Source organism: Arthrobacter sp., assembly GCF_031988865.1.
Taxonomy (GTDB): domain Bacteria; phylum Actinomycetota; class Actinomycetes; order Actinomycetales; family Micrococcaceae; genus Arthrobacter_B.
On sequence record NZ_DALZXY010000012.1, the window covers coordinates 36482 to 54938 of the forward strand.

The window sequence follows — 18457 nt, forward strand, 5'->3', positions numbered from 1 at the left end:
GGCACCCGCCTGCGCGGTACCTTGGAAAAATGGTGCTGGAGATCCCGCGGCTGCAGGACGAATCACTTCTGCTGCGGCCTCACACAGTGGCGGATGCTGACGGAGTGCTGCAGCGTTCCAGGGACCCGCTGACCATCGAATGGACCACCGTCCCATTGGACTACACCCGCGAAATGGCCCTGAACTACATCGCTGCGGTGGGCGTTCCACAGCAGGACAGAGTCGCGTGGGCCATGGAATATGCCGGCAGTTACGCGGGCAGCATTGACCTGCGCTGGCAGGGGGCGGGAACCGGTGGCCTGGGCTTCGTGACGGCTACGGAGTTCCGCGGACAGGGACTGATGAGCCGGGCGGTTCGCCTCGCGGTCGCGTTCGCCTTCGACACCCTGGGTTGGGAACGGGTCAACTGGACCTCGAACGTCGGGAACCTTGGCAGCTACAAGCCGGTCTGGCGCAATGGGTTTCCGCTGCCGGTGGCGGTGCCCCGGATGCTCGCCCACCGCGGGCAGATGGTGGACGGCTGGTTCTCCGAATTGGAGGCCGAGGCCGCGCGGACACCCAGGATCCTGTGGAGTGACTGTCTCCGGCTGCTGCCGGATGTCCCCCAGGCGGATGTTCCCCGGGTCCCGCCCCCGCCGCCGGACAGCGGAAGGCCGCCCGGCTAGCTGAGGTCTTCGGCCTTTGGCAGCGTGAGGTCATCGTTCCGGGACAGTTCTTCGACGTTGACGTCCTTGAACGTAATCACCCGCACGCTTTTGACGAACCTCGCCGAGCGGTAGACATCCCACACCCACGCGTCCTGCAGCGTCAGGTCAAAGTAGATTTCCCCATCGGCTGACCTGGCCTGCAGGTCCACGTGGTTGGCCAGGTAAAAGCGCCGTTCGGTTTCGACGACGTAGCTGAACAGTCCCACGACGTCCCGGTATTCGCGGTAGAGCTGAAGCTCCATATCCGTCTCGTAGTTCTCAAGATCCTCTGCGCTCATGGCCCTATCATCCCCCAAGCGGGCCCTGGGCGGGCCCTGCGTCCTCGGATCGCGCCGAACCCAGCCGCCAGGAGAGGCGGTGCAGCGGTGAGGGACCGAGCGAGTCAATCGCCGCGCGGTGCGCCCCAGTGGCGTATCCCTTGTTGATCTCCCAGCCGTACTGCGGATGCAGTTCGGCATATTCGGTCATCATCGCATCGCGTTCGACCTTGGCCAGGACCGAGGCCGCGGCAACGCTCAGGCAGGTCATATCCGCCTTGATCCGGGTATGGACCGGTGCCGTGCAGGCCGCGGCGTCCTCTTCCTCCACATCGTCGAAGAGGCTGGCCTGGACCGCCGGCGAAAGCCAATTGTGATTGCCGTCCAGGAGTACGACGTCGGGCGTCAGGGTTTCGCACACCTGCGTCCAGGCGCGGGTCCCGGCCAGGCGCAGGGCGCCCATCAAACCCAGCAGGTCGATTTCCGCGGCGCTGGCGTGGCCAACGCCCCAGGCTGGGCACCACTTTTTGATCAGCGGGACCATTGCTTCACGGTCGGCGGCGGATAGCAGTTTGCTGTCCTTCACGCCTTTGAGCGACCGAACGGTGTCTAGCTGGACTGCTACCAGGCCTACGCTGACGGGTCCTGCCAGGGCACCGCGCCCGACCTCGTCGCAGCCGGCGAGCACGCCGTGCCCGAGGGCGGCGAAGGTCCGCTCGTAACGCAGGGTCGGAGCCTTTGCCCCAGGAGTCTTTGCCGTGGCGGTCTTTGCCTTGGGAACCCGGACAGCCCGCGTAGTTACCGGGGCTGTTACCGCTGTCGCACCGACGGGGCCGCGCTGTTTTTGCTGTGGCTCAGCCGTCACGGCGCACCTGTTGTTGTGCCTGCCCCGGCCGGGTCCGGCACGTTTTCGAAGACTTCGGGGTAGCTTCCAATAAAGCCGGCACGCCCCAGCGGCCAGGCGATAACGGAAGCCTTGCCCTCGATGTCGGAGATGTCGATGAACCCGCCGCCCTCACCGTTCTGGTGCTCGCGGGAATCAGCCGAGGCGTTGCGGTGGTCGCCCATGACCCATACCTTGCCATCGGGCACCACAACATCGAACGGGGTCTCCGAGGGGAGCGCTCCGGGGTACAGGTAGGGTTCGTCGATAGGCTGCCCGTTGATTGTGATCTTGCCGTCAGCGGTGCAGCACACCACATGGTCGCCGGGCATCCCGATGACCCGCTTGACCAGGTGCTGTTCGGACTCGTCCGGCAACAGGCCAACAAAGGTGAGGGCGTCCTGGACGAAGTTCCCGCCGCCCCCGTCTTCCATGGGCGGCAGCCAGGCCTTGGTGTCCTTGAAGACGATGACGTCGCCGCGCTCGAGGTCGAAGGGTTGCGGGACGAGCAGGTTCACGAAGATCCGGTCGTCGATTTCCAGGGTCTCTTCCATCGACCCGGACGGGATGAAGAACGCCCGGAAAAGGAAGGTCTTGATCAGGAAGGACAACAGCAGCGCAATGATGACGATCGTTGCGACTTCGCGCAGCCAGGATCCGAACCCCCGGTTCCGGCCGTCCTTGCCGGCGGCATGGGAGCGCGCTTCGCCGGAGGGCGGGTTCCCGTCCTTGGGATCTTCCGGGAAGTCCTGCGCCATGTGCCGTCCTCTTATTCCGCTGAATTCCATACGGATCCCAACTCTAGCCGCTCAATCTCCGTGCTTCTTTCGAATGGCCAGAGGATTCGCTGTGCGCGTCCAATTACACGGTCTTCGGGGATGAGGCCACCGCCGGGCGCTCCGAGCAGGGAGCGGGAGTCCGCCGACTCGGACCGGTGATCGCCCATCAGCCAGAGCCGTCCGTCGGGTACAACGACGTCGAAGGCCTGGTCACTTGGGGTGTCCCGCGGGTAGAGGTATGGCTCGTCCACGGGCACTCCGTTGACCGTGATGCGCCGGTCGTCGCCGGTGCAGCAAGCGACCCGGTCGCCGGCAACGCCGATGACCCGCTTGACGTACACCGTGTCGCTGCCGGCCAGGCCCAGCCATTGCCCAACCTTCTTCGCCCCCTGTGTCAGGACCGGATCGGAGCTGTGCAGCGGAGCCAGGGATCCACGCCCGTCGAAAACCACGACGTCGCCGCGCTGGATGCCTTCGGAGCGGTACTCGGTCCGGGAGACCAGGACCCGGTCTCCCGGTTCCAGCAGCGGTTCCATCGATTCCGAGGGAATGTAGTAGACGTCGACCACGAAGGCACGGACCAGGGCCGCCAGGACGACGGCGGCCGCAAGGGCCCAGAGCACGAAACGCCAGCCCACAATGGACCGGCGTTTCGTGTGCTTCCGAGGCCTGGCCCCGTCCGCGGATGTATCAGACAAGAAGAAGTTACTTGGCGGGACGGAAGTCGCGCTTTTCCTTGATCTTGGCAGCCTTGCCGCGCAGGTCGCGCATGTAGTAAAGCTTGGCGCGGCGGACGTCACCGCGGGTGACGACCTCGAGCTTGTCGATGACCGGGGAGTGTACCGGGAAGGTACGCTCCACGCCGACACCGAAGCTGACCTTGCGGACCGTGAAGGTCGCGCGGAGGCCATCGCCCTGGCGCTTCATAACGAAGCCCTGGAAGACCTGAACACGGGTGTTCTTGCCTTCGATGATGTTGACGTGAACCTTGACCGTGTCACCGGCGCGGAACTCGGGGATGTCTGAACGCAGCGAAGCTGCATCAACAGAATCTAGGATGTGCATTGTTGATCACTCCTGGTGAACGCCACAGGTCATCCACTTTGGTCACGGCGGCAAGGATGCGCCCGTAAGCGCACAGATGCTGCCGAAGCTAAATAAACCGGCGGTCCGGGAATCGGTTGCCGGTGTGCCGTGCTGTTGGTCTCACTCCCCCTGTGGCAGGCGCGGACCCAGATGACACAACTATCCATTCTGCCACACCCGTGTTGGACCGGCCAACATGGGGATGTGCGCCGGGACTGGCGCCCGGGCTGCGGCCCGGGCGTAAGTCAGGCCTGCGGCAGGACCATCTCCGCCGTGACAGTCCAGCCCAGGGCTGCCAGGGTGGCCTTGTCGGCCTTATCCAGGGTGGCCGGGTCCAGCTTCGCCACCAAATCCGGCCGGCGGTCTGCGGTCCGCCGCAGCTGCTCATCCCGCCGGAAGCGGGCGATCTTCGCGTGGTTACCGCTGAGCAGCACCTCGGGGATGGGCCGCTCGCGCCAAAGGGAGGGCTTGGTGTAGACGGGGTACTCAAGCAGGCCGTCTGAGTGGGATTCCTCGACCAGGGATTCAGGATTGCCGACGACCCCGGGTACCAGACGGCCAATGGCCTCGACCATCGCCAGAACCGCGACCTCTCCTCCGTTCAGCACATAGTCGCCCAGGCTCATGGGGCGGACATCGAAATGCTCACCGGCCCACTCCAGCACCCGTTCATCGATGCCTTCGTACCGGCCGCAGGCGAAGACCAGCTGCTGCTTCTCCGCGAGTTCGTACGCCGCGGCCTGGGTGAAGACCTCCCCCGCGGGCGAGGGAACGATCAGCGTCGGGCGGGTGTCAGCATTGGAGTCCCCTTCACCCGGGCTGGCCGGGCCACCCGTGAGCGCCGTCGCCAGCGCCTCTGCCCAGGGTTCCGGCTTCATCACCATGCCAGCGCCGCCGCCGTAGGGTGTGTCATCGACAGTGCGGTGCCGGTCGGTGGTGAAGCTGCGCAGGTCCTGGACCCGGACGTCAAGGATTCCGTCCTGACGCGCTTTCCCGATCAGTGACAGGTCAAGGGCAGCGAGGTACTCCGGGAAAATGGTGAAGACATCGATACGCACTTAGCGTCCAGCCCCGCCCTTGTCCATGTCCTTATTCTTGTCCTTGTCCTTGTCCTCCGGGAGGTTCAGTTCGAACAGGCCAGCCGGCGGCGTCAGCAGTACGTATCCGTCCTCGATGTTCACTTCCGGGACGATCGCTTCGACGAATGGAACCAGCACTTCGCGGCCGGCCGTGTCCTCGACAATCAGGAGATCCTGCACCGTGAGGGTGCGCAGCGCGCTGACGGTGCCAACGACGTCGTTGCCCACCTTCGCCTTCAGGCCAACCAGTTCGTGCTCGTACCAGCCCTCGCCGTCGTCCTCGGCGTCGGCTTCCTCGGTGTCGATGAACAGCTTCACGCCACGCAGTTCCTCTGCGCCGTTGCGGTCAACCACCTCATCGAAGCCGAGCAGCAGGATGTCCTTGTTCCAGCGGGCACTCAGCACGGTCAGCGGGCCCTTCGCTGCCGGTTCGACGGTGAGGACGGCGCCGGGCACAAACCGGTCCTCGGGCGCGTCAGTGAGCACCTGAACGGTTACCTCGCCCCGGATGCCGTGCGGCTTGCCGATGCGTGCCACCTGTAACTGCATGGAATCTCCTTGGATCGATTGGTGCGGCCCGGTTGGGCCGGAGCCGTAAAAAAAGCATCCGGCCCCTTCACCATTATCTGGTGCCGGGGCCGGATGCTAGGAACTGCTTGGAATTGCTGGTGCGTCAGCGGCGGCGGTCGGTGTCGACGACGTCAACACGGACCTGGTCACTGCCGGCCAGGGCAGAAATCACCGTGCGCAGGGCGCGCGCAGTGCGTCCCTGGCGTCCGATAACCCGGCCGAGATCATCCTGGTGAACACGGACCTCGAGGGTTTCCCCGCGGCGGTTGTTCTTGGCGGAAACCTTGACATCCTCAGGGGAGTCAACGATTCCGCGTACGAGGTGCTCCAGCGCTTCAGCGAGCAAATTACTCAGCCTCAGCCTCAGTGGAAGCGGCTTCTGCCTCTTCCTTCTTGGCCTTCGGGGTGATGGCTTCGGGAACGATCACTGACTTCTTCTCGGGAGCCACGAAGGGCTCCTTCGGAGCCTTGGTACGCAGGGTACCTTCCTGGCCTTCGATGTTCTTGAACTTCTGCCAGTCACCGGTGATCTTCAGCAGTGCTGCGACCTGCTCGGTCGGCTGGGCGCCGACGCCGAGCCAGTACTGCGCACGGTCGGACTTGATGTCGATGTACGACGGCTCCTCGGTCGGACGGTACAGTCCGATTTCCTCGATGGCACGGCCATCGCGCTTGGCACGGGAATCCATGACAACAACGCGGTAGTGTGCTGAGAACTTCTTGCCAAGGCGCTTAAGGCGAATCTTTACGGCCACTTTTGTGGTCACTCCTGATCTGAAATGGGGCGAACCCGTACTTCTGCTCCCGTGGGGCGGGCCATACGTTGGGGTTCAAAAGGACAAGATGCATGCGCGGAGAGAGGGGCCGCGCAGATCGAGTACCTGTCCATTGTGCCAGATGACTCCTTTTTTCGCGACTCACCGGCGGCACGGGGTGCGCCGCCGTCCCGTCAGCCCACCGCGATCCGGATCCGGTTACGCCAGGGATCCTCGAAGCGCAGTTCGGCTCCGGTGTGATGGCTGGTGATCCCGGCGGATGTTAGCCGGTCTGCGAGGGCGCCGACGGCGTCCTCCCCCGGGACGCTGATGAGCACCTCACCCAGCCCCAGCGTGTCGCGCCGCGGACCAGCCCCGCGGCTGTTCCACACATTCATGGCCATGTGGTGGTGGTAGCCGCCCGCCGAGACGAACAGTGCTTGCCCGTGCAGGTCGGCGGTCCGCTCGAATCCCAGTGTGTCCACGTAGAACGCGGCTGCCGTGGCAGTGTCCCCCACCTGCAGGTGCACGTGACCCACCCCGGCCCCCGCGCCGGCCAGCCCATCCATGGCCTCCTGCGAGAGGTGGGTGCGGAAGTAGTCCTGCGGCGGCAGGGCGAGGGAGGCCATCCTTACCGTCCTTCCAGACTCAGCCTGGTCCCAGCTCCAGCTTTCGCGCGGACGGTCCCAGTAGAGTTCGATGCCGTTGCCCTCGGGATCGGTGAAGTAGAAGGCCTCACTAACCAGGTGGTCAGCGCTGCCGACATAAGCCGCCGGGTCGTACTGGGCGGCCAATGCCACGGTGGCGGCGAGATCGGCCTGGGTTTCGAACAGGATGGCAGTGTGGAACAATCCGGCCTCTCCGCGGGACGCAACCTGCAGCCCTCCGGCAGGAGCCAGATGCACCACGGGGACGCTGCCGCGCCCGAGGAAAAGTCCGCCGTCGGCTTCCGCAACGATTTCCAACCCCAGGGCCTGCTGATAGTAGGCGGCGACCTTGGGCAGGTCACCCACCTTGAGCATGACCGTACCCATTGACAGGTCGGCAGGCAGCAGGTCCTGTGCATTTACTTGAAGGTTCATGCAATATACATTACTTGAAGCTTCACGTATTGCCAAGGGAATGCTTGGAATCATCCGAGGGCGGAAGGCCGGATCCGAAAAGCACGCGCATAGCCACCCGGGGCCCGACGTCGTCCAGCCCTAGCTCTGCCTCATGCCGGCGCAGGCTGGCCAGCGCGCCCTCCGGCTCAACCACAACGAACCCGGCGCTGCGGTAAAAGGGTGCGTTGAAGGGAACCTCCGAAAAGGTGCAGAGGGTCATTCCTGGGTAGCCGCGCTCCCGAGCCCAGTGCAGCGCGGCGTTGAGCAATGCCCGTCCCAGTCCCGCCCCGGCGGCAGCAGGGTGGACGGAGAGCTGCTCCAGATGGGCAAACCCTCCGGCCTCCTCGATCCGGGCGAACCCCGCTACCGGGTCGCCTGCGACCAGGATCTGCAGGGCGGCAGCCAGCTCTCCGGCCGCGGCCGGGGGCGGAAGCCGAAGCAGCGCACCACTCGAAATGCCGGGCATACCGGTCAGCAGGGTATCCGAAGCGGCCTCGAGGGCGGGCAGCCTGGCAAGGTCGGCCTCCGTGGCGGCCCGCACTGCTGCCATCAGCATGCAACCGAGGCTGCAGCGCAGCGGGCCAGGAAACCGGTGATCGCTTCCTGCCCCGCTTCGATGTCCTGGGGCCGGTGGTTGCCGCCGACGGCGCGGTGGTCCGCTCCGGTGGAGGCCAGGAACCGGGCGGCTTCTTCGTAGAGCGGCTCCCACTCCCCTGTCAGGACCAGCGTCGGGATCCCGGGCACTATCTCCAGCGGGGCGTCCCAGGGTGGTGACTGCAGCCGCTGCCGGGCGGCCGCCTGCGGATCGGCAGCGGATGCGCTGGCAGCCTCCGCGGAGTACACCAGGCGGCGGTATTCACGAGCGTATTCGTCGTCATCGAGCTGGCGGGCATCGCGGAAGAGTGCGTCCAAATGTGCACGGTGTGCAGCGGTGGCCGGCAGGTCCCGGGTCAGGGAGAAGACGGCCGGCTCGCACAGGGAAAGGGACCAGACCCGCTCCGGGGACTGGACCGCTGCCATCATGGCCGCAATGGCACCTTCGGCATGGGCGACCACATGTCCGCCGTCGCCAAGCGCTGCCAGGACGGCGGCGGCGTCGGCCCGGTGATCGGTCGGTGCCGGCGGCAAATCGGGCCGATAGCCGTGCCGGCGCAGGAACAGGCAGTCATACCTGCCAGCCAGCACGTGCTGCCGTGGCCACGCCGCGGCCCCGAATCGACCGGCACCGTGCACGAAGACAACGCGTTGCTGAGCCATCCAAACAGCGTATCGCCGCACGGGGACACCGGTTTACCCCAGACGGTGTGACACTTCCGTCAATCGCCGCATGCGGGCCGGTGCGCCGGCGCAGTTGAGCGCCACCCCGCCGGGACGGGGAGGCGCTCAGCTGCCTATTTGCCGAGGAACTTGTCGAAGCCCTTGGGCAGGTTCAGGGACGAGGGATCGAAGTCGCCGCCCTGCGCTCCGAATGCCGATCCCGTGGGCAGGGACTTGCGGGCACCGGCGCGCCTGGCCTCAGCCTCGGCGAGCTCCTGGGCTGCCTTGGCCGGGTTGCCGGATCGGGCCTTCTTTTTGCCCTTGGCAGCCTGCTGCTTCTTGCGTCCGCCGCCGAAGCCGCCCGGACCGGCGAGACCGGGCATTCCCGGGACACCGCCGCCGGCAGCCATTTTCTTCATCATCTTCTGGGCCTGGACAAAACGTTCGAGCAGTCCGTTGACCTCGGAGACGTGGACACCGGAACCGCGGGCGATGCGGGCACGCCGGGAACCGTTGATGATCTTCGGTGCCACGCGCTCATGCGGGGTCATGGAGCGGACGATTGCTTCCACTCGGTCAATTTCGCGCTCGTCGAAGTTTTCCAGCTGCTCCCGCATGCCGGCTGCGCCGGGCATCATCATGAGCATCTTCTTCATCGACCCCATGTTGCGCAGCTGCTGCATCTGCGCCAGGAAGTCATCGAGGGTGAAGTCCTCCTGATCGGCGAACTTCTGCGCCATGCGGGCGGCTTCGTCCTTGTCCCAGGACTTCTCCGCCTGCTCGATGAGCGTGAGGATATCGCCCATGTCCAGGATGCGGCTCGCCATCCGGTCCGGGTGGAAGACTTCAAAGTCCTTCAGCCCTTCACCGGTGGATGCGAACATCACGGGCTTGCCGGTGATCGACGCGACGGAGAGCGCCGCGCCGCCGCGGGCATCGCCGTCGAGCTTTGTCAGGACGACGCCGGTGAAGTTCACGCCCTCGTTGAACGCCTGCGCGGTGGCGACGGCGTCCTGGCCGATCATGGCATCGATGACAAAGAGGACTTCGTCAGGGGTGATCGCGGCACGGATGTCCGCGGCCTGCTGCATCAGTTCCGCATCAACACCCAGGCGTCCGGCGGTGTCAACAATGACGATGTCGTGCAGCTTGGTGCGGGCTTCCGCAACGCCCTGGCGGGCAACTGCCACCGGATCGCCGGTCGCGGCCTCGAATTCGGAGCTGACGCCGGGGTGGGGCGCGTAAACCGGAACACCGGCGCGTTCACCGTTGACCTGCAGCTGCTTTACGGCGTTGGGGCGCTGGAGGTCAGCGGCGACCAGCAGGGGGCTGTGCCCCTGGTCCTTGAGGTAACGGGAGAGCTTGCCGGCCAGCGTCGTCTTACCGGCACCCTGAAGGCCGGCGAGCATAATGACCGTGGGGGGATTCTTTGCCAGGGAGAGGCGCCGGGTCTGTCCGCCCAGGATGCCAACAAGCTCCTCGTTGACGATCTTGACGACCTGCTGGCCTGGGTTCAGTGCCTGGGAGACCTCGGACCCGAGCGCGCGTTCCTTGACCGACGCAGTGAAACTGCGGACCACGGGAACGGCAACGTCGGCGTCGAGAAGCGCCCGGCGGATTTCGCGAACTGTGGCATCAACGTCGGCTTCGGTCAGCCGCCCCTTGCCACGCAGGTTCTTGAACGTGGAAGTCAACCGGTCAGACAGTGAATTGAACACGCGCTGCGCACTTCTTTCGTCGGGTAGTTCGCCATGTTTGCCAGGCCCAGCTGTTAAGGGTACCAAGCACCGGTGGGTATTCGCCGCATGCCCCCGATCTGCCTCCGGACGGCCCGTGGGGCGGCCCAGGCCGCCGGCACCGGCGCACCCGCGCCACGAGAACCGGGGACCACACGGCTGAAAACCAGCAGGGTGGTCCCCGGGGTGAGGCCCCGTGAGGGTAGTTACAGGGCTGAGTTTCCCCGTTCACCGGTCCGGACGCGGAGCGTCTCCTCAACGTTGGTGACCCAGACCTTGCCGTCACCGGCACGGCCGGTATTGGCGGTGGAGACCAGGACGTCCACGATGTCATTAACCCATTCGTTGGCGGCCAGTACTTCGACCCGGAGCTTGGGCAGCAGGTCCACGGTGTACTCCGCACCCCGGTAAACCTCGGTGTGGCCCCGCTGGCGGCCGTAGCCGCTGGCCTGGCTGACCGTCAGCCCCTGGACCCCGTAGCTTTCCAGTGCGCCGCGGATCGAGTCGAACTTCTCCGGCCGGACGATTGCGGTTACGAGTTTCATGAGTTGACGCTCTCCTTGGTGGCTGCGGGTGCGGTTTCGGCGACCGGGCGGAACGAGCCGCCTACGCCTACTCCGCCGAGTTCGTAGGCGGTCTCAGCGTGTTCGCTGAGGTCGACGCCGTTGAGTTCCTGCTCCTCGGAGACCCGGAAGCCGATGGTCTTGTGGATCGCCAGGCCAATGATGAGGGTCATCACGGCCGAGACGATGATGGCCACGACCGTCGCCACGATCTGGGCGCCGAGCTGGGTCAATCCGCCGCCGTAGAACAGGCCGCCGCCAACGCCGTCGACCGGCAGGGCGATGAAGCCCAGGGCCACGGTTCCGATCAGGCCGGCGACCAGGTGGACACCCACAACGTCCAGGGAATCGTCATAGCCGAGCCTGTACTTTAGGCCAACCGCGAGCGCAGACACGATGCCGGCCACCAGGCCGAGCCCGAGGGCACCCATAGGGCTGACGTTGGCGCAGGCCGGAGTGATCGCGACCAGGCCGGCCACGATGCCCGATGCAGCGCCGAGGGAAGTGGGACGGCCGTCCCGGATCCGTTCGGTCACCAGCCAGCCGACCATCGCGGCGGCGGGTGCAGCGAGGGTGTTGACCCAGATCAGGCCTGCTTCCTCTGCGGTTCCGGCCGCACCGCCGTTGAACCCGAACCAGCCGAACCACAGCAGTGCGGCTCCGAGCATTACGAAGGGGATGTTGTGCGGACGGTGGCTTGGATCAGTCCCGAAGCCGCGGCGTTTGCCGATGATCAGGGCCAGGACCAGGGCTGCGACGCCTGCATTGATGTGCACTACTGTGCCGCCGGCGAAGTCGATTGCCTCCCCGACCACCGAGCCGATGGCGCCGTCGGCCCCGAGCAGGCCACCGCCCCAGACCATAAAGGCCAGCGGGCAGTAGACCAGGGTGACCCAGACCGGAACGAAGACGGCCCAGGCGCTGAACTTCGCGCGGTCGGCGATGGCACCGCTGATCAGGGCGACGGTGATGATGGCGAACGTTGCCCCGAAGCCGGCACCGATCATGTCCTCGGTGCCAATCAGGTCCTCAAGGCCGAAGGACGCGAAGGGGCTGCCGAAGAGGCCCGCGATACCCTCGCCGCCCGTCATCGAAAAACCCCAGAGGACCCAGACCACACCGACGAGCCCGATGGACACGAAGCTCATCATCATCATGTTCAATGCGGCCTTGGCGCGGGTCATGCCGCCGTAAAAGAATGCCACTCCGGGAGTCATAAGCAGCACCAGGGCTGCCGAAACCATCACCCAGACGTGACCTGCTGACAGATCCATCTCCACGTCCTTCCACGATCCGCGGGAATCTCCCGCGTAGAGAACTCTGCCGGGGAGAGATTTCCGCGGGGACCCGGGCAGATTGCCGGAAGGTTACGAAGCAGCCCGCTGGGTTAAAGCGTGGTGACAGGGGTGTTTCGCGGAGGTTACCCGGATCTGGGAAGACTTGCCGGTGCTGCCCGAGGGCTTGCACGCTGCCCGCGGCTAGTATGTTCCCTGAGTCTCACACCCCAAGGACGGACCAGATTCCTGAATACCCAGACCATTCTCCAACCGGACCAGGCAACGGCACGGCATTGCAACGTCGTCGGCCGCCCCGCCGATCGCCGCGCCGCACCAAACTGCTCGCCGGTGTTGCAGGAATTGCTGTAACCTGCGCCGCTGCGATCGCCGTTCTGCCATTCCTTGCAGATGATCCACCTGCCGCTTCCAACACCGGACCGGAGGCCTCGGCACGTTCCGAAGCGGCTCCGCTGCCGGATTCCGAAAAACTCTCGCGGCCAGAGTATGTGCAGGCGGCGCCGTCGGCTGACGCCGGGTTGGCTGCCGCCGATCCGGTCTCGCTGGCGATTTCCGATACTCCAGCGGGCACGTCCTTGGAAGCCGGCTCCGTGGGGTTGTCACTGGAAGCCACTGACCTGGCCGATCCGCGGCTCAGCGCTGACAACACCACTTTGGTGGCACATCTGCGCGGACTTGGCAGCCCCACCCTCCGCTTCGGCGGCAACGCAGTGGACCGCCGGTTCTTCTGGACTTCCTCCGACGAAGCCGTTCCGCCTGGCTGGAATGCCGCTTCCGGAGGTCCATTTACCACTGTCACGCCGGCGGATCTGGAACGGGTCAGCGCGTTGGCCAACACCGTAAATGCCTCAATCATCATGAATGTGACTCTGGGGCAGTACGATCCCGAGCGTGCTGCCGACCAGGCAAAGCATGCCCGGGACATCTTCGGCAAGCGGCTGGTCGGAGTCATTGTGGGCAACGAACCCAATGGCCTCAGCGAGGCGGCTGGCGCCTACAACGACCTCCGGCCTGCGGGCTGGAGCGTACAGGATTACCTCACCGAACTCGCGGCGTACAGCAAGGCTATTGAAGCGGCCGCTCCGGGAACTCCGATCGCAGGTCCAGGAACCTTCACCAAAGACTGGTGGAAGGAGTTTTCCGCTTCGGAGATTCCGAACAAGGCTGCCGTTGCCTACCACAATTACCCGCTTTCAAGCTGCACCGGGGCCGACCCCGAGCAAGCCCCGACCATGGCCAACCTGGTCAGTCCGCAGACCGCCGCGCGCAGCGTCAAGTACAGCGAAGCTGCTGTCCGGATCGGCTCAGATGCGAAGCTGGAAACGTGGCTGGCCGAGACCAGCGCCTCCGCCTGCACCGGAAGTAATGAGTACACCAAGACACATGCCTCCTCCCTGTGGTCCGCCAACTTCGCCCTAACGGCCGCCCGGGCCGGGGTCAGCCGGATCGCTTTCCACAGTTCGCTGATGGCCTGCGGCGGCGGACCGCCTATGTCGGTGCTGTGCGCCACCGGCGAATGGGGTTCGAATAACTTTGCCTTTGAGCCCCGTGCAAATTATTACGGGCTCTCGATCGTAGGGATGCTGGGGACCGGCGATTTCCTCACCGGCTCAGCCGAGGGTGGCACCAACACCTACTGGTATGCCCTGCGCCAGCCGGACGAATCGATCAGCGTGGTCCTCGTGAACCTTAATGACCCGGAGGCGGTGGCACCCACATCAGTTTCGCTCAAAATTCCCGCAGGCAGCCGATACGGCAGTATGTCCCAGCTGACGGGCGACAGCTACACGTCCACAGACTCCACTCTGCTCGACGGCGGAACCCAGATCCCCGTAGCCGACAGGGACCGCATTCCCGGGTACACCGCAGAAACCGGACGCACCGGGGAGCTCACGCTGCCGGTGACCGCTGGGACGGTCACTGTCCTGAACTTCGAATACCGCTAGCTAGACCACGGGCAGCCCCAGCCTGCTTTCGGCACTAACAGACAAGTGTGCGGCACGCCCGGATGTTCCGGGGGTGCCGCACTTTTGTGTTTGCCTGCTGAAGTCCTGCCGGGCTGGCTAGGAAAGCAGCGCGTCCACGAATCCTTCGGCATCGAAGGGGGCCAGGTCGTCCGGGCCCTCGCCGAGTCCGATCAGCTTGACCGGCACGCCAAGGGTGCGCTGGATGGCGACGACGATGCCGCCCTTGGCGGTTCCATCCAGCTTGGTGAGCACAATGCCGGTGATGTTGACGACCTCGGCGAAGACCTTCGCCTGGGTCAGTCCGTTCTGGCCGGTGGTGGCGTCGAGGACCAGGAGGACCTCGTCCACCTCGGCCTGCTTCTCGATGACTCGCTTGACCTTGCCAAGCTCGTCCATCAGGCCCACCTTGTTCTGCAGGCGCCCGGCCGTGTCGATCAGCACGGTGTCGACTTCGCCGTCGATTCCGGCCTTCACGGCTTCAAAGGCGACCGACGCCGGATCGGCGCCGTCGACGTCGGACCTCACGGTGGGCACGCCCACGCGCTGGCCCCAGGTGGCCAACTGCTCGGCTGCTGCGGCACGGAAGGTGTCCGCGGCGCCCAGCACCACGTCCTTGTCCTCGGCGACGAGAACTCGGGCAAGTTTGCCCACGGTGGTGGTCTTGCCGACGCCGTTGACGCCCACAACCATCACAATGGCGGGCTTGTCGGCATGGCGGTCCACTGCCAGCGATCGGTCCATCGTGGGGTCGACCAGCTTGATCAGCTCTTCACGCAGCATCCCGCGCACCTCTTCGGGGTCGCGGCTGCCGGAGATCCGCACACGTTCGCGCAGGGCGTCCACGAGTTCCATGGTCGGTTCGGTGCCGAGGTCTGCCAGCAGCAGGGTTTCCTCGATTTCGTCCCAGACGTCCTCGTCGATCTTGTCGCTGGCGAGCAGCGCCAGCAGGGCCTTGCCCAAGGCGTTGTTGGATTTCGAGAGGCGGGCCCGCAGCCGGGCGAGGCGGCCCTGGACAGGTTCGGGCGTCTCCAGCGCCGGGGCCTGGGGTTCGGCCGGAGCTTCCTCCAGGCCCCGGAGATCGTCGGGGACCGTGACGGAGGTGTCCGTCCCAGGCTCGGCAGTCCCGGGTCGGTCCAGGACGGTGGTACTGCCTCCGGGCTGGTCGTCGGCATCGCGGGTCGTGGGGTACGTGCCCTTGGGCATGCGCCGGGTTCGCACCAGCAGCGCGGCGATCGAACCGATCACGGCAAGCCCAATGACCACATAGATCACAATCGAAAGAGTCTCATTCACGTCTTCCAGCATGTCATACGCCACAGCCGTAGGGCACCCGCATTAAACACCGTGGATTCTGCGAGAATCAGAACATCATGGTGCGTTCTCCCCGGATTCCGATCCCCCGCGAAATCAAAGTCCTTATCGCTGCGGCGTTCCTTATCGCCCTGGGCTTCGGCCTGGTGGCGCCGGTCCTGCCGCAGTTTGCCCAGAGTTTCAACGTGGGCGTCGCAGCGTCCTCGGTGGTTGTCAGTGCGTTCGCCTTCACCCGGCTGGTGTTCGCCCCAGCCGGCGGAGCGCTGCTGGAGAAACTCGGCGAGCGGCCGGTCTACGTTATGGGGCTGCTGATTGTCGCCCTCTCCACCGCGGCCTGTGCCTTCGCAGGAAGCTACTGGCAGCTGCTGATCTTCCGGGGCCTGGGCGGCATCGGATCCACCATGTTCACGATTTCGGCGATGGCGCTGATCATCCGCCTGGCCCCGCCTGCCATCCGGGGGCGGATCTCGGGAGCGTATGCTTCCTCCTTCCTCCTCGGGAACATCGGCGGACCGCTGCTCGGCGGGCTGCTGGCCGGCTTCGGGCTTCGGGTGCCGTTCCTCGTCTATGCGGCGGCGCTGCTGGTCACCGCCGTCCTGGTGGCGTTCCTGCTCCGGGATGCCAAGGGAAACAGCCCCGTCCCCTCCGATGCGCCGGCCCCGACGCACATGACGGTCCGAGAGGCCCTCTCCGATTCCGCGTACCGGGCGGCCATGGTGTCCAGCTTCGCCAATGGCTGGTCCTCCTTCGGCGTCCGGAACTCCCTGCTGCCGCTTTTCGCAGCCGCCGTGCTGTCCGCCGGCCCGGAAATCGCGGGCATCTCGCTGACGGCATTCGCGGTCGGAACAGCCCTCGCCCTGACCTTCTCCGGGCGGCTCGCAGACAGCTGGGGCCGGCGGCCCCTGGTCATTACCGGCCTGGCTATAAACGCCGCCGCCACCGCTGCCATTGGGTTCTCCGGTTCAGTGACGGCATTCCTCATCGTCTCCGGGATCGCCGGACTCGGCACCGGACTGCTGAACCCGGCACAGCAGGCAGCAGTGGCCGACGTCGTTGGCTCCGGCCGCAGTGGCGGCAAAGTCCTCGCGGCTTTCCAGATGTCCTCCGATACAGGTGCGATCTTCGGCCCCATCCTCGCCGGGCTCCTGGCGGACCGCCTCGGATACACCTGGGCCTTTGCCGTGACGGGCGCGATCGCTGCCGCGGCCCTGCTGGTCTGGCTCACCGCCCGCGAAAGCCTGGCTCCGGAGATGCGCGTGACGCGCACCCGCAGGACGCAAACTACCATCGAGGAATGAAGCCCTTCCTGCTGTTGGCCTCGCGCGCCGAAGACGGTGCCGCCGAGGAGGAGTATGAGTCCTACCTGACGTTCGGCGGCCTTTCGCCGGCGCAGCTGCACAGAGTCCGGGTAGAAGCCGCTCCCCTGCCGGGGATAGACCTCGACCGCTACAGCGGGATCATCGTGGGCGGCAGCCCCTTCAACTCCTCTGATGCGGAGGAAACCAAATCTCCGCTGCAGCTGCGCGTGGAGAAGGAGCTCGGCGCCCTGCTGGACATGGTGGTGGCCCGGGACTTCCCGTTCCTCGGCGCCTGCTACGGAGTCGGCACGCTGGGCCGGCACCAGGGCGCCGTCGTTGACCGGCAGTTCGGTGAGGCCATCGCCGCGGTTCCTGTGTCCCTCACTCCCGAGGGCCGCAGGGATCCGCTGCTGGAGGGGCTCCCTGATACTTTTGCCGCGTTTGTCGGCCACAAAGAGGCCGTCTCCAAACTCCCGGCCCACGCCGTCAACCTGGCCGGTTCTCCCGGCTGCCCGGTGCAGATGTTCCGGGTGCGGTCGAACCTCTATGCCACGCAGTTCCATCCCGAGCTCGACGTGGCCGGCCTGCTGACCCGCATCTCGGTCTACCGCAACGCCGGGTACTTCCCGCCGGAGGAAGCCGATGCCGTGATGGACTCGATCCGCTTCCAGAAGGTCACCGATCCTCCGCTGATCCTCCGGAACTTCACGGCCCGCTACGCGCAGTAGCCGTCCGGAGGCGGCTAACCGGCTCCGGTCAGACGGCCGCTTTATCCAGCCGCTGGCTGATCACAGCCGAAACCCCGTCGCCGCGCATGGACACGCCGTACAGCGCGTCGGCCACTTCCATGGTGCGTTTCTGGTGGGTGATGATGATCAGCTGGCTGGATTCACGCAGCTCTTCAAAGATGGTGATGAGCCTGCCCAGGTTGGTGTCATCCAGTGCCGCTTCCACTTCATCCATCACGTAGAACGGTGAAGGCCTGGCCTTGAAAATGGCCACGAGCAGCGCGACGGCGGTCAGGGACCGTTCGCCGCCGGAGAGCAGGGAGAGCCGCTTGATCTTCTTGCCGGCCGGGCGCGCTTCCACCTCGATGCCGGTGGTGAGCATGTCTCCGGGGTCCGTGAGCACCAGGCGCCCCTCGCCGCCGGGGAACAACCGCCCAAAGACCCGCTCGAACTGCACGGCCGTGTCCTGGAAGGCTGCAGTGAAGACTTCTTCCACCCGCTGGTCCACTTCGCGGATGATGTCCAGCAGGTCCTTGCGGGTGGCTTTCAGGTCCTCGAGCTGGGTGCTCAGGAACTGGTGGCGTTCCTCGAGGGCCGCGAATTCTTCCAGCGCCAGCGGATTGACCTTGCCCAGGGAAGTGAGGTCCCGTTCGGCCCGCTTGAGCCGTTTCTCCTGCTCGGCACGGTTGTAGGGCACGCCCTCCGTGAGCGGGTTGCCGCCATCATCAACAGGCACGTGGAGCGCGGCCCATTTGCCCGCTGCCTCGGCAGCCTCCACTGGCACTGGCACCGGTTGGTCCGGCCCGTACTCCGCGACCAGATGGTCGGCGGTGAGGCCAAGTTCTTCCAGGGCCCGGGCTTCCAGCGCCTCGATCCGCAGCAGCTTCTCGGCGCGGAGGAGCTCCTCCCGGTGCACCGAGTCGGTGAGCTTGGCCAGTTCCGCCACGGCTTCGGCATTTGCGGTCCGCACTGCGGCCAGCTCGGCGTCCCATTCGGCGCGCACCGCTTCGGCTTCCTCCCGTTCGGCCACTGCTGCTTCCAGGGACGCTTCCGCCCAGCGGCTGACCGCTGCGGCGGCGTCGG

At 65.7% G+C, this 18457-nt stretch carries 21 protein-coding genes; 4 read left to right on the top strand and 17 right to left on the bottom strand.

What is annotated here, in order from left to right:
- Positions 1-29 precede the first annotated feature (29 nt).
- Positions 30-665: a GNAT family N-acetyltransferase gene (locus RTN46_RS04000; RefSeq protein WP_312179197.1), complete on the top strand. Its 636-nt coding sequence runs from the start codon at positions 30-32 to the stop codon at positions 663-665.
- On the opposite strand, the gene RTN46_RS04005 is transcribed toward RTN46_RS04000, so the two are convergent.
- From RTN46_RS04005 to RTN46_RS04075, 15 genes are all read right to left on the bottom strand, one after another.
- Positions 662-985, bottom strand: a complete 324-nt coding sequence (locus RTN46_RS04005) for a DUF2469 domain-containing protein (protein ID WP_312179198.1) — start codon at positions 983-985, stop codon at positions 662-664. The genes RTN46_RS04000 and RTN46_RS04005 overlap by 4 nt on opposite strands.
- A 7-nt stretch (positions 986-992) precedes the next feature.
- Positions 993-1829, bottom strand: a complete 837-nt coding sequence (locus RTN46_RS04010) for a ribonuclease HII (RefSeq protein ID WP_396157291.1) — start codon at positions 1827-1829, stop codon at positions 993-995.
- Positions 1826-2605: a signal peptidase I gene (lepB, locus tag RTN46_RS04015; protein ID WP_312179200.1), complete on the bottom strand. Its 780-nt coding sequence runs from the start codon at positions 2603-2605 to the stop codon at positions 1826-1828. The genes RTN46_RS04010 and lepB (RTN46_RS04015) overlap by 4 nt, the downstream gene beginning before the upstream one ends.
- An 11-nt stretch (positions 2606-2616) precedes the next feature.
- Positions 2617-3267, bottom strand: coding sequence for a signal peptidase I (gene lepB / locus RTN46_RS04020; protein WP_312179232.1), 651 nt, complete (start codon positions 3265-3267; stop codon positions 2617-2619).
- Between the two features lie 64 nt (positions 3268-3331).
- Positions 3332-3691 (bottom strand): 50S ribosomal protein L19, encoded by a 360-nt coding sequence (rplS, locus tag RTN46_RS04025; RefSeq protein WP_312179201.1) that lies wholly within the window; start codon positions 3689-3691, stop codon positions 3332-3334.
- A 266-nt stretch (positions 3692-3957) separates the two neighbouring features.
- Positions 3958-4770 (bottom strand): tRNA (guanosine(37)-N1)-methyltransferase TrmD, encoded by an 813-nt coding sequence (trmD, locus tag RTN46_RS04030; RefSeq protein WP_312179202.1) that lies wholly within the window; start codon positions 4768-4770, stop codon positions 3958-3960.
- Entirely contained in the window at positions 4771-5340 is a 570-nt protein-coding gene (gene rimM / locus RTN46_RS04035; RefSeq protein ID WP_312179204.1) for a ribosome maturation factor RimM, read from the bottom strand.
- Positions 5341-5464: 124 nt separating this feature from the next.
- The gene (locus RTN46_RS04040; protein ID WP_055240819.1) at positions 5465-5707 is read right to left on the bottom strand and encodes an RNA-binding protein; all 243 of its coding nucleotides are present in this window, start codon (positions 5705-5707) and stop codon (positions 5465-5467) included.
- A gap of 1 nt (position 5708) precedes the next feature.
- The gene (rpsP, locus tag RTN46_RS04045; RefSeq protein WP_312179206.1) at positions 5709-6116 is read right to left on the bottom strand and encodes a 30S ribosomal protein S16; all 408 of its coding nucleotides are present in this window, start codon (positions 6114-6116) and stop codon (positions 5709-5711) included.
- 194 nt (positions 6117-6310) lie between these two features.
- Positions 6311-7198: a VOC family protein gene (locus RTN46_RS04050; RefSeq protein WP_312179208.1), complete on the bottom strand. Its 888-nt coding sequence runs from the start codon at positions 7196-7198 to the stop codon at positions 6311-6313.
- Positions 7199-7220: 22 nt separating this feature from the next.
- Entirely contained in the window at positions 7221-7775 is a 555-nt protein-coding gene (locus tag RTN46_RS04055) for a GNAT family N-acetyltransferase (RefSeq protein ID WP_312179209.1), read from the bottom strand.
- A complete protein-coding gene (locus tag RTN46_RS04060) occupies positions 7769-8476 on the bottom strand; it encodes an alpha/beta hydrolase (protein ID WP_312179211.1) in 708 nt (235 codons plus the stop codon). The genes RTN46_RS04055 and RTN46_RS04060 overlap by 7 nt, the downstream gene beginning before the upstream one ends.
- Before the next feature lie 134 nt (positions 8477-8610).
- Positions 8611-10194, bottom strand: a complete 1584-nt coding sequence (ffh, locus tag RTN46_RS04065; protein WP_312179213.1) for a signal recognition particle protein — start codon at positions 10192-10194, stop codon at positions 8611-8613.
- Between the two features lie 224 nt (positions 10195-10418).
- A complete protein-coding gene (locus tag RTN46_RS04070; RefSeq protein ID WP_312179215.1) occupies positions 10419-10757 on the bottom strand; it encodes a P-II family nitrogen regulator in 339 nt (112 codons plus the stop codon).
- Positions 10754-12049, bottom strand: a complete 1296-nt coding sequence (locus RTN46_RS04075; RefSeq protein ID WP_312179217.1) for an ammonium transporter — start codon at positions 12047-12049, stop codon at positions 10754-10756. Before RTN46_RS04075 ends, RTN46_RS04070 begins: the two co-directional genes overlap by 4 nt.
- Positions 12050-12345: 296 nt before the next feature.
- Here RTN46_RS04075 and RTN46_RS04080 point away from each other — a divergent pair, with 296 nt between their 5' ends.
- The gene (locus RTN46_RS04080; protein ID WP_312179219.1) at positions 12346-14016 is read left to right on the top strand and encodes a hypothetical protein; all 1671 of its coding nucleotides are present in this window, start codon (positions 12346-12348) and stop codon (positions 14014-14016) included.
- Positions 14017-14133: 117 nt separating this feature from the next.
- Here RTN46_RS04080 and ftsY read toward each other — a convergent pair whose 3' ends face one another.
- The gene (gene ftsY, locus RTN46_RS04085) at positions 14134-15330 is read right to left on the bottom strand and encodes a signal recognition particle-docking protein FtsY (protein WP_312179221.1); all 1197 of its coding nucleotides are present in this window, start codon (positions 15328-15330) and stop codon (positions 14134-14136) included.
- Positions 15331-15407: 77 nt separating this feature from the next.
- Between ftsY and RTN46_RS04090 the strand changes: the two genes are divergently transcribed.
- Complete coding sequence (locus RTN46_RS04090; protein ID WP_312179223.1) at positions 15408-16646, top strand: MFS transporter; 1239 nt, start codon at positions 15408-15410, stop codon at positions 16644-16646.
- Positions 16643-17374, top strand: coding sequence for a glutamine amidotransferase (locus tag RTN46_RS04095; RefSeq protein WP_312179225.1), 732 nt, complete (start codon positions 16643-16645; stop codon positions 17372-17374). Before RTN46_RS04090 ends, RTN46_RS04095 begins: the two co-directional genes overlap by 4 nt.
- 28 nt (positions 17375-17402) lie before the next feature.
- Here RTN46_RS04095 and RTN46_RS04100 read toward each other — a convergent pair.
- A partial coding sequence (locus RTN46_RS04100) for an AAA family ATPase (RefSeq protein ID WP_312179227.1) occupies positions 17403-18457 on the bottom strand: 1055 nt, incomplete at its 5' end.

Excerpts from the sequence above, each read along its gene's own strand:
- RTN46_RS04000 (WP_312179197.1), top strand. The coding sequence starts at position 30 with ATGGTGCTGGAGATCCCGCGGCTGCAGGACGAATCACTTCTGCTGCGG.
- RTN46_RS04005 (WP_312179198.1), bottom strand. The coding sequence starts at position 985 with ATGAGCGCAGAGGATCTTGAGAACTACGAGACGGATATGGAGCTTCAG.
- lepB (WP_312179200.1), bottom strand. The coding sequence starts at position 2,605 with ATGGCGCAGGACTTCCCGGAAGATCCCAAGGACGGGAACCCGCCCTCC.
- rplS (WP_312179201.1), bottom strand. The coding sequence starts at position 3,691 with ATGCACATCCTAGATTCTGTTGATGCAGCTTCGCTGCGTTCAGACATC.
- rimM (WP_312179204.1), bottom strand. The coding sequence starts at position 5,340 with ATGCAGTTACAGGTGGCACGCATCGGCAAGCCGCACGGCATCCGGGGC.
- RTN46_RS04050 (WP_312179208.1), bottom strand. The coding sequence starts at position 7,198 with ATGAACCTTCAAGTAAATGCACAGGACCTGCTGCCTGCCGACCTGTCA.
- RTN46_RS04055 (WP_312179209.1), bottom strand. The coding sequence starts at position 7,775 with ATGCTGATGGCAGCAGTGCGGGCCGCCACGGAGGCCGACCTTGCCAGG.
- RTN46_RS04060 (WP_312179211.1), bottom strand. The coding sequence starts at position 8,476 with ATGGCTCAGCAACGCGTTGTCTTCGTGCACGGTGCCGGTCGATTCGGG.
- RTN46_RS04070 (WP_312179215.1), bottom strand. The coding sequence starts at position 10,757 with ATGAAACTCGTAACCGCAATCGTCCGGCCGGAGAAGTTCGACTCGATC.
- RTN46_RS04075 (WP_312179217.1), bottom strand. The coding sequence starts at position 12,049 with ATGGATCTGTCAGCAGGTCACGTCTGGGTGATGGTTTCGGCAGCCCTG.
- RTN46_RS04090 (WP_312179223.1), top strand. The coding sequence starts at position 15,408 with ATGGTGCGTTCTCCCCGGATTCCGATCCCCCGCGAAATCAAAGTCCTT.
- RTN46_RS04095 (WP_312179225.1), top strand. The coding sequence starts at position 16,643 with ATGAAGCCCTTCCTGCTGTTGGCCTCGCGCGCCGAAGACGGTGCCGCC.